At 73.4% G+C, this 14,024-nt stretch carries 12 protein-coding genes and 1 pseudogene; 12 read left to right on the forward strand and 1 reads right to left on the reverse strand.

All coding sequences use genetic code 11. The features are described 5' to 3' along the window. Positions 1 to 15: 15 nt before the first annotated feature. The 3 genes from EAE32_RS08665 to EAE32_RS08675 are packed head-to-tail and all read left to right on the forward strand — an operon-like array spanning position 16 to position 4,258. On the forward strand, positions 16 to 1,710 hold the full coding sequence (locus EAE32_RS08665; RefSeq protein ID WP_121845534.1) for an ABC transporter ATP-binding protein: 1,695 nt from the start codon (positions 16 to 18) through the stop codon (positions 1,708 to 1,710). Then, positions 1,707 to 2,933, forward strand: coding sequence for an ABC transporter permease (locus tag EAE32_RS08670; RefSeq protein ID WP_121864888.1), 1,227 nt, complete (start codon positions 1,707 to 1,709; stop codon positions 2,931 to 2,933). Before EAE32_RS08665 ends, EAE32_RS08670 begins: the two co-directional genes overlap by 4 nt. Continuing rightward, positions 2,930 to 4,258, forward strand: coding sequence for an ABC transporter permease (locus EAE32_RS08675; RefSeq protein WP_121864889.1), 1,329 nt, complete (start codon positions 2,930 to 2,932; stop codon positions 4,256 to 4,258). Before EAE32_RS08670 ends, EAE32_RS08675 begins: the two co-directional genes overlap by 4 nt. On the opposite strand, the gene EAE32_RS12155 is transcribed toward EAE32_RS08675, so the two are convergent. After that, positions 4,243 to 4,380: a hypothetical protein gene (locus EAE32_RS12155; protein WP_341537804.1), complete on the reverse strand. Its 138-nt coding sequence runs from the start codon at positions 4,378 to 4,380 to the stop codon at positions 4,243 to 4,245. The genes EAE32_RS08675 and EAE32_RS12155 overlap by 16 nt on opposite strands. Here EAE32_RS12155 and EAE32_RS08680 point away from each other — a divergent pair. The 9 genes and pseudogenes from EAE32_RS08680 to EAE32_RS08720 form a co-directional block, all read left to right on the forward strand. Beyond that, a pseudogene (locus EAE32_RS08680) lies at positions 4,375 to 4,821 on the forward strand (cytidine deaminase); the annotation flags it as partial. The gene EAE32_RS12155 and the pseudogene EAE32_RS08680 sit on opposite strands and share 6 nt — an antisense overlap. A 187-nt stretch (positions 4,822 to 5,008) precedes the next feature. Next, positions 5,009 to 6,847, forward strand: a complete 1,839-nt coding sequence (locus tag EAE32_RS08685; RefSeq protein ID WP_121864890.1) for a hypothetical protein — start codon at positions 5,009 to 5,011, stop codon at positions 6,845 to 6,847. Positions 6,848 to 6,849: 2 nt separating this feature from the next. Further along, on the forward strand, positions 6,850 to 8,016 hold the full coding sequence (locus EAE32_RS08690; RefSeq protein ID WP_121845539.1) for an adenosine deaminase: 1,167 nt from the start codon (positions 6,850 to 6,852) through the stop codon (positions 8,014 to 8,016). Then, complete coding sequence (locus EAE32_RS08695; protein ID WP_424321739.1) at positions 8,013 to 8,882, forward strand: MazG nucleotide pyrophosphohydrolase domain-containing protein; 870 nt, start codon at positions 8,013 to 8,015, stop codon at positions 8,880 to 8,882. Before EAE32_RS08690 ends, EAE32_RS08695 begins: the two co-directional genes overlap by 4 nt. A gap of 105 nt (positions 8,883 to 8,987) precedes the next feature. Continuing rightward, on the forward strand, positions 8,988 to 10,271 hold the full coding sequence (gene eno / locus EAE32_RS08700) for a phosphopyruvate hydratase (RefSeq protein WP_121864891.1): 1,284 nt from the start codon (positions 8,988 to 8,990) through the stop codon (positions 10,269 to 10,271). A gap of 131 nt (positions 10,272 to 10,402) precedes the next feature. After that, positions 10,403 to 10,972 carry an FtsB family cell division protein gene (locus EAE32_RS08705; protein ID WP_121864892.1) on the forward strand — a complete coding sequence of 190 codons (570 nt, stop codon included), beginning with the start codon at positions 10,403 to 10,405 and terminating at the stop codon, positions 10,970 to 10,972. After that, complete coding sequence (locus tag EAE32_RS08710) at positions 10,969 to 11,520, forward strand: DUF501 domain-containing protein (RefSeq protein ID WP_121864893.1); 552 nt, start codon at positions 10,969 to 10,971, stop codon at positions 11,518 to 11,520. The genes EAE32_RS08705 and EAE32_RS08710 overlap by 4 nt, the downstream gene beginning before the upstream one ends. A gap of 100 nt (positions 11,521 to 11,620) precedes the next feature. After that, a complete protein-coding gene (locus EAE32_RS08715) occupies positions 11,621 to 12,574 on the forward strand; it encodes a Ppx/GppA phosphatase family protein (protein ID WP_121846423.1) in 954 nt (317 codons plus the stop codon). A gap of 58 nt (positions 12,575 to 12,632) precedes the next feature. Then, entirely contained in the window at positions 12,633 to 13,991 is a 1,359-nt protein-coding gene (locus EAE32_RS08720; protein WP_121864894.1) for a S8 family serine peptidase, read from the forward strand. Positions 13,992 to 14,024: the final 33 nt, after the last annotated feature.

A 14,024-nucleotide genomic window follows, 5' to 3' on the forward strand; every position in this document is an offset into this window, starting at 1 on the left:
GCAGGAGCGCAGAGCGTGCAGCTGAGACTCAGGGACGTCACCAAGAAGTTCGGTGACTTCACCGCCAACGACCGCGTGGACCTCACGGTGGAGCCCCACCAGATCCACTGTCTGCTCGGGGAGAACGGGGCGGGCAAGTCCACCCTGATGAACGTCCTCTACGGGCTGTACGAGCCCACCTCCGGGACCGTGGAGATCGACGGCGAGCCCGTGGCCTTCAGCGGTCCGGGGGACGCCATGGCGGCCGGGATCGGCATGGTGCACCAGCACTTCATGCTGATCCCGGTCTTCACCGTGGCGGAGAACGTGGCGCTGGGGCACGAGAGCACCCGGGGCGCGTCCCTTGACCTCGCGACCACCCGCGCCCGGATCCGGGAGATCTCGCAGCGCTACGGCTTCGCCGTGGACCCGGACGCCGTGGTGGAGGACCTCCCCGTCGGTGTGCAGCAGCGCGTGGAGATCATCAAGGCCCTCGTGCGGGACGCCGAGGTGCTCATCCTCGACGAGCCCACGGCGGTGCTGACCCCTCGGGAGACGGACGAGCTGCTCGCCATCATGCGGCAGCTGAGGGACGGCGGCACCTCGATCGTGTTCATCTCCCACAAGCTGCGGGAGGTGCGTGCGGTCTCGGACGTGATCACCGTGATCCGCCGCGGGCGCGTGGTGGGCCGGGTGGGCCCGGAGACGAGCACGGACGAGCTCGCCGCCCTCATGGTGGGCCGCGACGTCTCCCTCACGGTGGACAAGACCCCCGCGCTCGCCACCGGGGCCGCGCTGGAGGTGCGGGACCTCACGGTGGTGGGGGACAACGGCGTCGTCCTGCTGGACGGCGTGGACTTCGACGTGGCGCCCGGGGAGATCCTCGCGGTGGCCGGAGTCCAGGGCAACGGGCAGACCGAGCTGACCCGGGCGCTGGTGGGCCTGGAGGAGCGGGTCACCGGCTCGGTCCGGCTGGACGGGCACGAGCTCACGGGACTCAGGACCCGGGACGTGCTGGCGCGAGGGGTCGGCTTCGTGCCCGAGGACCGCTCCACGGACGGGCTCGTGGGCTCGTTCTCCGTGGCAGAAAACCTGGTGCTGGACCGCTGCCACGAGCGCTCGTTCGCCGCCGGGCCCTCACTGCGCCTGGGAGCGATCGCCCAGCACGCGGGGTCCGAGGTGGCCGAGTACGACATCCGCGCCGGCTCCGTGGACTCGCCCGTGGCCACGCTGTCGGGAGGCAACCAGCAGAAGGTGGTGATCGCCCGTGAACTGGGGCGCCCGCTCAAGCTCTTCGTGGCCTCCCAGCCCACGCGCGGCGTGGACGTGGGGTCCATCGAGTTCATCCACGAGCGCATCGTGGCCGAGCGGGACAAGGGCACCGCGGTGCTCATCGTCTCCACCGAGCTGGACGAGGTCTACGCACTCGCGGACCGGATCGCGGTGTTCTTCCACGGTCGCCTCATGGGCATCGTGGGCCCGGACACCCCGCGTGAAGCCCTCGGACGCATGATGGCCGGGGAACCCGCGGAGTCCGTCCTGCCCGCGGCGCCCTGGGACCACGCGGGGGACGACGACGCCGCGGCGCCGGGCACCCTGTCGGGTGGCACCGACCGCGGGACCACGAACCCCCTGCCGCCCACGGCCGCGCCGCCCACCCCGTCCGAACCGACGAGCCCGACCGGGCGAACGGCCCCGGCCGACCGACACGAGGGGAACCCCACGGCATGAGCGCCACCACCGCACCGGCCGGGGCCGACCAGGTCTCCGCCCCGCCGCCCACCGAGCTCGCCGCGGGCGAGCACCGCCGCACCCTGCTGGGCTCCACCGTGCAGTCGGTGCTCGCCGTGGTGGTCGCGCTGGTCCTGGGCGGCCTGCTGATCGCCGTCACGGACGAGAAGGTCCGAGATGCGGCGGGGTACTTCTTCGCGCGTCCCGGTGACACCCTGTCCGCGATGTGGACGGCGGCCTCCAGCGCCTACGTGGCCATGTTCCACGGCGCCGTGTACAACCCGTCCGGGGCCACGTTCGCGGACCGGATCTACCCCTTCACGGAGACACTCACCGTGGGCACGCCACTCATCCTCGCGGGGCTGGGCGTCGCGCTGGCGTTCCGGGCCGGGCTGTTCAACATCGGTGCCCAGGGCCAGATCCTGGTCGGCGCCACGCTCGCGGCGTGGGTGGGCTTCTCGTGGCACCTGCCCGCGGGGATCCACCTGATCGCGGTCGTGGCGGCGGGAGCGCTGGGCGGGGCCGTGTGGGGCGGGATCGTGGGTCTCGTCAAGGCCCGGACCGGCGCCCACGAGGTGATCCTCACGATCATGCTCAACTACGTGGCCCTGAACCTCGTGGCGTGGCTGCTCACGCTGCCGAGCTTCCAGCGCGAGGGGTCGTCCAACCCCATCAGTCCCGCCGTGGACGGGACCGCGATGTTCCCCAAGCTCCTGGGCGAGCACTTCCGGCTGCACTGGGGTTTCGCGCTGGCGGTGCTCGCCACGGTGGCCGTGGCCTGGCTGCTCCACCGCTCCACCGTGGGCTTCGAGCTGCGTGCCGTGGGCGCGAACCCGCGGGCCGCGCACACGGCGGGGATCTCCGTGACCCGCGGCTTCGTGGTGGTCATGCTGCTGGCGGGGCTGCTCGCGGGTCTCGCGGGCACCGCGCAGGTGTCCGGCACCGAGCACTCGCTCACGGCGGGTGTCGCGGCCTCCTTCGGCTTCGACGCGATCACCGTGGCCCTGCTGGGCCGCTCCACACCCTGGGGCACGTTCTTCGCGGGCATCCTCTACGGGGCGTTCCGCGCCGGGGGCGTGACCATGCAGTCCATGACGGGCACCAACATCGACATCGTCCTGGTGGTGCAGTCCCTCATCGTGCTCTTCGTCGCACTGCCGCCGCTGTTCACCTTCGCCGTGCGCCGCTCGCGCGCGAGCACCCACTCGCAGGAGGCCGCGTGAGCACCACAGCGTCCCAGCCCACCTCCCACGCACCGGCTCCCCGTGGGCCCGCGCCCGACGCCGACCTCGCCACCTCGGCGGCCAACCGCGCCGTGGGGGTGCGCACCTACCGCCCCGCGATCGGACTGGGCATCCTCGCGCTCGTCTCCTTCCTGGTCTTCGCGCTGCACACCTCCGCACGGGAGGTCCAGTTCCGGTTCTCCGAGACGGGCGACGCCGTGCGGCTTCCCGACATGGAGGTGGCCGCCGCACCCTTCGGCTGGGTGGTCACGGCGGTGCTCGCGGCGCTCGCGGTGGCCGCCGGCGTGCGGGCCCGGGCACTGCCGCGCTGGGCCATGGTGCTCGCGGGCCTCGCCTTCGTAGCGGGGTTCCTGGTGTGGATCGTGGGCACGGCCCAGACCCCGAGCATCTCCCTGACCGCTCTGCTCGCCGGATCCGTGGCCCTGGCCACCCCGCTCGTGTTCGGCTCCCTGGGCGGCCTGCTGTGCGAGCGCTCCGGCGTGGTCAACATCGCGATCGAGGCGCAGCTGCTCTTCGGGGCCTTCTCCGCCGCCGTCGCGGCCACGGTCTCCGGCAGCCCCTGGGTGGGCCTGCTCGCGGCCGTGCTGGGCTCGGTGCTCGTGTCGGTGGTGCTCGCCCTGTTCGCCATCCGCTACCGCGTGAACCAGGTGATCGTGGGGGTGGTGCTGAACGTGCTGGTCTCCGGGCTCACCGGGTTCCTCTTCGCCACGGTCCTGCAGCCCAGCGCCGAGCTGTTCAACTCCCCGCCGCGGCTGCCGCACGTGCGCATCCCGCTGCTCGCGGAGATCCCGGTGGTGGGCCCCGTGCTCTTCGACCAGTCCGTGATCGGCTACCTCATGTACGCCACGGTGGCCGTGGTGTGGTTCGCCCTCTACCGGACCCGCTGGGGACTGCGCACGCGCGCGGTGGGGGAGCACCCCAAGGCCGCCGACACCCTCGGGGTGCCGGTGAACGCGCTGCGAGTGCGCAACGTGCTGCTCGGCGGCGCCGTCGCCGGACTCGGCGGTGCGTTCTACACCCTCGTCTCTGTCTCCGCGTTCACCCGGGACATGACCGCGGGTTCCGGGTACATCGCCCTGGCGGCGCTGATCTTCGGGCGCTGGAACCCGGTGGGCGCCCTGCTGGCGTCCCTGCTGTTCGGCTTCGCCTCCAACCTGGAGTCCATCCTCTCCTTCCTGGGCACGCCCGTGCCCAGCCAGTTCCTGGCCATGCTCCCGTACGTCGTCACCATCCTCGCCGTGGCCGGGCTGGTGGGCCGTTCACGCGGTCCCGCGGCCTCCGGGGAGCCCTACGTGAAGGAGTGACGACGCCGCCGCGCGGTCCGCGGGTGAAGAGCCCTCCCCGCGCGGCAGAATCGTCCCAGCACGAGCACCAGCACCAGCACGAGCACCAGCACCAGCACGAGCACCAGCACCAGCACCAGCACGACGACCGACGACCGACGAACGGAGCAAGGACCATGACGGATGAGCGGACCACGGTGGACGAGGCGACCTGGCGGCAGCTGCAGCGGGCGGCCACCGGCGCCCTGGAGCACTCCTACTCGCCCTACTCCCGCTTTCCCGTGGGAGCGGCGGCCCTCGTGGACGACGGCCGAGTGGTCACGGGAGCGAACATCGAGAACGCCTCCTACGGGGTGACGTTGTGCGCCGAGTGCTCCCTGGTGAGCGCCCTGTTCATGTCGGGCGGCGGCAAGCTCTCCGCCTTCGTGTGCGTGGACGGCAACGGTGACGTGCTCATGCCGTGCGGGCGCTGCCGGCAGCTGCTCTACGAGCACCGCGCGCCCGGCATGCAGCTGCTCACCGTGAGCGGTGTGCGCCCCATGGACCAGGTGCTCCCGGACGCGTTCGGGCCGGAGAACCTGTAGGTCGCGGCGCCCCGGCGGCTCCCGGGCCCGACCGGGGTCCGGGGACGCGGCGCGGATCGACCGGACGGGCACGGTCCACCCGTGTGCTCCACGGGACCCGGCGGGATCCCCGCCCTCGGGTGGGCCCGTGGCACCGCGCCTATACTGGCCACGAAACCGAGCCCGGCTCTGGAAGGGAAACACACACGTGGGTCTGAGAGATCTGTTCCGCAGCACCAAACACGACGCCCCGACGCCCCAGCCGTCGCCGGGCGCGCGCCCCACCGAGCCCGGGCGGCAGTCCCCGCTCGAGCAGCAGCCCGCGGGGCACACCGCGGAGGCCGGGCACGCCCAGGACGCCGAGCGGCGTCCGCCCGAGCGCGAGACCACCCCGCTGCCCGAGAAGGGCGCGCTGACCCACCTCGTGGAGCTTCTGCTGTCCCGCGGCGCGGACCGTGCCCGGCTCACCCTCGTGCAGTCCGGCAACATCATGACCCACCAGACCCGGCAGTCCGTGGGCGAGGGCGAGGACGAGGTGGAGAACGGCACGGTGGACCAGGGGTCCCCGCTGTTCGACGACGTCGCGGACCTCTACACCCAGGCCATGAGCACCCCGGTGGGGCCGTGGCGGCAGCTGGACCTCGTGGTCGCGGCGCCGGACGACGGCCGCCGGGACATCACCGTGAGCTACGACTACCCCAACGGGGAATCCCGCACAGAGCACTTCACGCACGGCCACGCCGGTGTGGGCGGTACGAGCGATGCCGCCGGGACCCCGAACGGGACGGCCCACGGCCTCCCCGAGGACCACACCGCGGACGACGTCGCGGCCGGGCCCGGCACCGCTGCCGCCGCCCACCAGGGCACCGACCTGCGCTCCACGGACCGCGACGCCGCGGCCACCCACGAACCCGTGGGCGGCGCCGCCGAGGACCGCACCGCGGCGCCGGTGGAAGAGGCCGCCCTCGGCGCGCACGAGCGCCACGACGCCGCCGAGGACGCCGTGCGTGTGGTGGACGAGCACGGCACCCAGCCCGCGGAGTCCGGTGACGTGGTGGCCGGGACGCACACCGCGCCGGAGCACTCCCTCGCGTCCGAGTCCACTGGATCCCCCGAGTCCCACGGCGGCGGTGCGGCCCTCGCGGGCACGGCCGCGGGTGCGGGGCTCGCCGGAGCCGGCTACGCCGCGCACCAGCGGGACGGCGCGGACTCCGCCGACGAGACGGCCGCCGCCGAGGACGCAGCCCCCGCCGAGGACACCGCGCACTTCGAGGACACGCCGGCCCCGGGGGACGGCCTGCCCGCCGAGGCGCACGGCGACCACCACGACCAGGACGGTGCGCACGGCACCGTGCCGGGCGAGGTGGACTCCCAGGACCGGGCTGGTGGCTCCGATGAGCTGCCGGCCCACGTGGACGAGTCCGCGTTCGGCACCGACACCGCGGAGCCGCTCGTGCCCGCAGGGGCCACGATGGACCCCGAGGACGACCCCTCCGATGCGCCGCAGCTGGCCACGGCCACGGACGTCTCCCCGTCCTACCGTGCCCCCGAGGCCCAGCCGGAGCTCGACCCGGACGCGCTCGCGCCGGGCAACCTGGTGCTCACCACGGGTGACGTGCTGGGCCGCCTCGCGGACGCGCAGCGCCACCTGTTCGGGGAGAACGGCACCGCGCGTGACGTCTCCACGGTGCTGATCCGCGTGCGCGCGCTCGGCACCTACTACGACGCCCTGACCCACGTGCGCCTCAACGGCTTCTGGGACCAGCGGCCCACGTTCGACCTGGTGCCCGAGGACCAGCTGAAGGTCCAGGAGCTCAAGGACGACTCCTACGTGGAGGGCTCCGGAGCCCCGCTGGCCATGATGTTCCGTTTCCGCCCGGGCGTCCCGCCGGAGCTCACGTTCGACTACTCGGACGAGGAGGCCTTCGTGCGCTACGAGCAGCGGCTGCCGGGTCAGAACTACCTGGAGGAGCTGCGCATGTACCCCCGCACGGGCTCCAACATCCCGCAGCACGTGAACGAGGCCCTGCAGGACTGGAACTACTGAGCATGACCTCGCAGGGCAGCCCCGAGGGCCCCGTCCGCACCGTGGACGGGGCCCTCGGGCCACACGGACTCGTCTGCCTCCACGACCACCTGGACGGCGCGCTGCGCCCCGCCACGGTCGTGGCGCTCGCCGCGGCGGCCCACCACGAGCTGCCCGCCACGGAGCCGGCCGCGCTGGGCCGGTGGTTCCGCGACAGCGCGGACTCGGGCAGCCTCACGCGCTACCTGGAGACCTTCTCCCACACCGTGGCGGTCATGCAGACCCCGGACGCACTGCGCCGTGTGGCTCGCGAGTACGTCGCGGACTGCGCCGCCGAGGGCATCGTGCACTCGGAGGTGCGGTGGGCGCCCGAGCAGCACGTGGCGGGCGGCCTCTCCCTGGACGGGGCCGTCGAGGCGGTCCGGTCCGGTCTGGCGGAGGGCGTCGCGGAGGTGAAGGCCGCGGGCGGGCACATCTCGGTGGTGCAGATCCTGTGCGCCATGCGCCACCTGGACCGTTCGCTCGAGATCGCCGAGCTCGTGGTGCGCCACGCGGGCGCGGCGGCGTCGTCCGCCGGCGGTGGGCAGCCCACCACCACGACGACGCACGGCCGGCTCCCCGGGGAGCCGGAACCGGGCGCGGTGGTCGCCTTCGACCTCGCCGGGCCCGAGGACGGTTTCCCCGTCTCCGCGCACCGCCCGGCCCTCGACCTGCTCGCCGCGCACCGTATCCCGGTGACCCTGCACGCGGGGGAGGCCGCGGGGGCGGAGTCCGTGGCGGACGCGCTGGACAGCGGCCGGGCCCTGCGCCTGGGACACGGCGTGCGGCTGCTGGACGAGGACCGGGAGGGCGTCTCCGAGCTCTCGCGGTGGATCCGGGACCGCCGGATCGCGCTGGAGGTCTGCCCGTGCTCGAACCTGCAGACCGGCGCGAGCGCCGCCTGGGGCGAGGGCATCGCGGAGCACCCCGTGACGCGGATGCTGCGGGACGGCTTCACGGTGACCATCTCACCGGACAACAGGCTCATGAGCGGCACCTCGGTGAGCCACGAGCTGCACCGGCTGCGTGCCGAGGCGGGGTGGACGCCGGAGGACGAGCTGCGGGTGCAGCGCAACGCGGCGCGCGCGGCGTTCGTGCCACTGGCCTACCAGCAGTGGCTCGAACACCGCGTCACGGGGGAGGACGCGTGAGCGCGGCGGCCGGCCCCGGGGCGCAGTTCGAACGGCTCGTGGCCGTCATGGACACGCTGCGCTCCCCGGGCGGCTGCCCGTGGGACGCGGAGCAGACCCACGAGTCCCTGCTGCGCTACCTCGTGGAGGAGGCGTACGAGGTCGTCGAGGCGGTCGAGGCGCTGGAGCCCTCCGCGCGGCGCCGCGACGAGCTGGTGGAGGAGCTCGGGGACGTGCTGCTGCAGGTGGTGTTCCACGCCCGGATCGGGCAGGAGCACCAGGGGGAGCAGCGCTTCGACGTCACGGACGTGGTGACCGCGGTGACCGAGAAGCTCGTCCGCCGCCACCCCGGCGTGTTCGACCGGGAGCCCGGCTGTGCGGCGGCACCGGAGAGCGGCCCACCTCCCGCACCGGGGGACCCCACCGCCGCGGCGGCAGAGGGCGTCGCGCGGGAAGCCGCGGCCGGTGCGGCGGGTGACTCCGCGGACCGGACCGGGCGCGGAGGGGCCTCGGCGTCCGGGGGCGCCGCGGCGTCGTCGGGCACGGAACGGCCGAGCACCGCGGAGCTGTCCGCACGCTGGGACGCCGTGAAGCGGGAGGAGAAGCCGCAGCGCACCCGGGTCTTCGACGGGATCCCCCCGGCACTGCCCGCGCTCGCGCTCGCGGAGAAGGCACTGTCCAAGGCACGGCGCCACGGCGTCCCCGGGGTGACCCCCGTGGGCCCCGAGCCGGGTGCCGGGCAACGCGCGGCGGAGGAGCGCGAGCTGGGCGAGCAGCTGCTGCGCCGGGTCGAGGCGGCCTCCGCCCGGGGTCTGGACGCCGAGCGCGCCCTGCGCGCCGCGGTGCGCCGCTACGTGGCCGAGAACGACGGGCCGCTCGACGGCTGAGAGCGGACAGCCACCGCGCGTCTCGCAGCCACCCAGGAGCGCTCGGTAGGCTGGGAGCCGGGGCGCGAACGGCCCCACGGGTCGACGACCGACAAGGAGATTTTCATGGCAATGATCATTGGGCTGCAGGCCCGCCAGATCCTGGATTCCCGCGGCAACCCCACGGTCGAGGTGGAGGCCCTGCTGGACGACGGCAGCTACGGCCGTGCGGCGGTTCCCTCGGGCGCGTCCACCGGTGAGTTCGAGGCCGTGGAGCGCCGCGACGGCGACAAGAACGTCTACCAGGGCAAGGGTGTCCTGGACGCCGTGCACGCCGTGGACGAGGAGCTGGAGCAGGCCGTGGTGGGTCTGGACGCCTCCGACCAGCGCGCCGTGGACCAGGCCATGCTCGAGCTCGACGGCACCGACAACAAGGCCAAGCTGGGTGCCAACGCGATCCTGGGCGCCTCCATGGCGATCGCCCGCGCCGCGGCGAGCTCCGCGGACCTGGAGCTCTACAAGTACCTGGGCGGGCCCAACGCGCACGTGCTGCCCGTGCCCATGATGAACATCCTCAACGGCGGCTCCCACGCGGACTCCAACGTGGACATCCAGGAGTTCATGATCGCCCCCATTGGCGCGTCCACGTTCTCGGAGGCCCTGCGCTGGGGCGTGGAGGTCTACCACAGCCTCAAGGCCGTGCTGAAGGACCGCGGCCTGTCCACGGGCCTCGGGGACGAGGGCGGCTTCGCGCCGAACCTCGACTCCAACGCGGCGGCGCTGGACCTCATCCTCGAGGCCATCGAGAAGGCCGGGTACACGCCGGGCCGCGACATCGCCCTCGCCCTGGACGTGGCCTCCTCCGAGTTCTTCGAGCAGGGCACGTACACCTTCGAGGGCAAGAAGCGCTCCGCCGAGGAGATGTCCGCCTACTTCGCGGACCTCGTGGCGAGGTACCCGCTCGTGTCCATCGAGGACCCCCTGGACGAGGACGACTGGCAGGGCTGGGCCACGCTCACCGAGCACATCGGGGACACGGTGCAGCTCGTGGGGGACGACCTCTTCGTGACCAACCCCGAGCGCCTCGCCCGCGGCATCGACGAGCACGTGGCCAACGCGCTGCTCGTGAAGGTCAACCAGATCGGCTCCCTGACCGAGACCTTCGACGCCGTGGAGCTCGCCCAGCGCAACGGCTACCGCTGCATGATCTCGCACCGTTCCGGTGAGACCGAGGACACCACCATCGCCGACATCGCGGTGGCCGTGAACGCGGGCCAGATCAAGACCGGCGCTCCCGCCCGTTCCGAGCGCGTGGCCAAGTACAACCAGCTGCTGCGCATCGAGGAGGAGCTGGGGGACTCCGCAACGTACGCGGGCGCCTCCGCCTTCCCCCGCTTCACCGCGAAGTAGCGCGCACCGCGGCACCGCGTGTGCCGCCGCCCACGACGCCGCCCGCTCCCGTTCCGGGGCCGGGCGGCGTCGTGCTGCGGGTAGACTGGCCGAGCACGAACCGCCCCCACCACGTCACCCGGGAGGTACGCATGGTCGGTCCCCGCCCCCGGATTCCCCGGCGCGGCCCGCGCCCCGCGAGCAGCGGCGCGCCGGAGGTCACCGCGCGGCCCCCGAGGGAGCAGGCGCCGGACGCGCGGAGCGGCGGCTCGTCCACCCTCGCGGCGCCCACCCCGGCGCACTCCTTCAACGGCAGGCTCGTGGCACTCGTCGTGGTGGTCACCATCATCGTCTTCCTGGCCGCGCCCACCGCCAAGATCTTCATCGACCAGCGCTCGCAGATCTCCGAGCTGCAGGCGAGCATCGCCCACGAGCAGGAGCTCCAGCAGCAGCTCAAGCGCGAGGAGGAGCTCTGGGGCGACGACTCCTACGTGGAGCAGCAGGCCCGGGAGCGCATGTCCTACGTGAAGCCGGGGGAGAACCCGTACGTGGTCCTGGGAGCGCAGAAGGACCGCCACCAGGCCGTGGAGTCCTCCGCCGAGCAGGTGGAGGCCGGCAAACCCGCCTGGGCGGACGGGCTGTGGCAGTCCGTGGTGGACTCCGCCTACCCCCAGGAGGACATCACCCTGGAACCCGACAACCGAGAGAGCAGCGACCAGTGAGCCCAGCCGCCCCGCACGACCCCACCGTGACACCCCAGGACCTCACCGTGGTGGGCCACCAGCTGGGCCGCACCGCGCGGGACGTGGTGGAGATCGCCGCGCGCTGCACGTGCGGCAACCCCCTGGTGGTGGCCACCGCGCCGCGGCTCGGCAACGGCACCCCGTTCCCCACGGTCTTCTACCTCACGCACCCCGTGGTCACGGCGGCCGTCTCCCGGCTCGAGGCCGAGGGCGCCATGTACGCCATGACGGAGCGCGTGGCCGAGGACGCCGAGCTGGCCCGCCGCTACACCGCCGCCCACGAGGACTACCTGGCCCAGCGGCGTCGCATCGGCGAGGTCGCGGGCACGGGCGAGGTCCCGGAGATCGACGGCATCTCCGCGGGCGGGATGCCCACGCGCGTGAAGTGCCTGCACGTGCTCGTGGGGCACAGCCTGGCCTCCGGGCCCGGTGTGAACCCGCTCGGGGACGAGACGCTCGAGCTCATCGCCGACACCTGGACGCCCGAGCGCTGCGCGTGCGATCCCGCGTGGCGCGTGGCGGACTGACGCACCACCCCGCCACGGCCCCGGGTGCGGACGACGCCGCCCGCACCTCCCCGCGCCGGGCCCCGTGACCGGCACCTTCGACCCGAGGACCTCCCCTGCCATGCGCACAGCTGCCATCGACTGCGGTACCAACTCCATCCGTCTGCTCGTCGCGGACGCCGTCACGGACGAGCGCGGGCACACCGTTCTGCGCGACGTGGTGCGCGAGATGCGCATCGTGCGCCTGGGCCAGGGTGTGGACGCCACCGGCTGGCTCGCCGAGGCCGCCCTGGAGCGCACCTTCGCCGCCGTGGACGAGTACGCGGCACTGATTGCCGAGCACGGCGCGGACCGCGTGCGGTTCGTGGCCACCTCGGCCACGCGCGACGCGGGCAACCGCGACGTCTTCGTGTCCGGGATCCGCGCCCGGCTGGGTGTCACGCCGGAGGTGGTCAGCGGCGACGAGGAGGCCGCGCTGTCCTTCCGCGGTGCCCTCAACGCCGCCGCGGAGCTGGACCCCGCGGACCGGGTCCTCGTGGTGGACGTGGGTGGCGGATCCACGGAGTGCGTGCTCGGCACCCCGCGCGAGGTGCTCGCGGCCAGGAGCGTGGACGTGGGGTGCGTGCGCATGACCGAGCGCCACCTGGGCTCCAACCCGCCCACCGCGGAGCAGCAGGAGCGCGTGCTGCGGGACGTGGACCAGGCCATGGACGTGGTCGCCCGCTCCGTGCCCCTCGCGGAGACCACCCGGCTGGTGGGCGTGGCCGGCACCGTGACCACCGTGGCCGCCATGGCCATGGGGCTCACCGCATACGACCCCGAGCGCATCAACGGCTCGGTGCTGGACGTCGAGACCGTCTCCCGGGCGTGCCGGGAGCTGACCGGGATGACCCGCGAGGAGCGTGCCGCCCTGGGATTCATGCACGAGGGCCGGGTGGACGTGATCGGGGCCGGTGCCCTGGTGTGGCGCCGCGTGGTCGAGCGCGTGGTCCAGGCCACCCGCGGCGGGGTCACCACGGTCACCGCGAGCGAGCACGACATCCTGGACGGCATCGCACTGTCCCTGGTGTCCTAGGCACCACGCGACGGCGCGGGGACGAGCAGGCACGGACGGTACGGAAGGGTTGAGGGACATGACCGGACGGACGAGGGCGCGCGCCCTGATCTCGGGCACGGCGGCAGGGCTGCTGCTCGCGGGAGCCGCGGCGGCGTCGTCGTTCGCGCAGGAGCCCGCGGTGCCGAGGCCCGCGCCGTCGATCCCCGTGCAGACCCCCGTGGCGCCTCCTCCCGGGGGCGGCAAGCCCTCCGTCGAGGGCGGGGACATCCAGCAGCGTGAGTACTGGCTGGACGACTACGGCGTGCGGGACGCGTGGAAGACGGCGACCGGCAAGGGCGTGAAGATCGCCGTGATCGACACCGGTGTGGACGGTTCCCACCAGGACCTGAAGGCCGCCGTGCAGCCCGGCACGGATGTCTCCGGCGTGGGACAGGCGGACGGCCGGAAGGGCCTCGGCTCCGAGCCCGAGCACGGCACCCTGGTGTCCTCTCTCGCCGCGGGCCGCGGGCACGGTGCCGCGAACGAGAGCGGGCCCGGTCGCCGGCAGGGCATCCTGGGTGTTGCCCCGGACGCCGAGATCCTCCCTGTCTCGCTCGGGCTGGGCGTGCAGGACCCGGGGGTGAAGAGCGTGGACGAGCAGATCCCGCAGGCCGTGCGCTGGGCCGTGGACCACGGTGCGGACGTGATCAACATGTCCGTGGGCTCGGACTCCACGGCGTGGCCCCAGTCCTGGGACTCGGCGTTCGCGTACGCGGAGGAGAAGAACGTGCTGGTCGTGGCCGCGGCGGGCAACCGCGGCTCGGGGCTGAACCAGGTGGGTGCGCCCGCGACCATCCCCGGCGTGCTGACCGTGGGGGGAGTGGACCGTTCGGGGAGGGCCAGCTGGGACTCCTCCTCGCAGGGGATCTCCATCGCGGTGGCCGGTCCCAGCGAGGACATGGTGGGGGCCATGCCCGGCAACGGGTACGCCGAGTGGTCCGGAACCTCCGCCACCGTGCCCCTGGTCTCGGGAACGGCGGCGCTCGTCAAGCAGGAGCACCCGGACCTCACCGCGGGGCAGGTGGCGCAGCGCATCGTGAAGACCGTCCACGACGCCGGGGACAAGGGCAAGGACCCGCTGTACGGGTACGGGGTGCTGGACGTGGCGGCGGCCGTCACCGCGGACGTGGAGACCGCGGAGGAGAACCCGCTGGGCAGCATCCGGCACTGGATCCAGCAGAACCGGCCGCAGAGCGCCTCGCCCTCGGCCAGTGCCGCGGCCACCACGGCCAAGGGGGACACGGAGCAGGTCACCCAGGAGGCCACCCCGCCCGTGGCCCAGGCGCCGCTGAACGAGACCGGGGCGCTGCCCGTGGTGGTCCTGGCGTCCTTCGGGGTGGTGGTCGCAGGGCTCACCGTGGCCGCCGTGCTCCACATCCGCAGGCTCTCCCGCTGATTTCACGGTGGGCGCAGTCGCGCGCGCGGACAC

It is taken from the genome of Kocuria tytonicola (genome assembly GCF_003687175.1).
Taxonomy (GTDB): Bacteria; Actinomycetota; Actinomycetes; order Actinomycetales; family Micrococcaceae; genus Kocuria; species Kocuria tytonicola.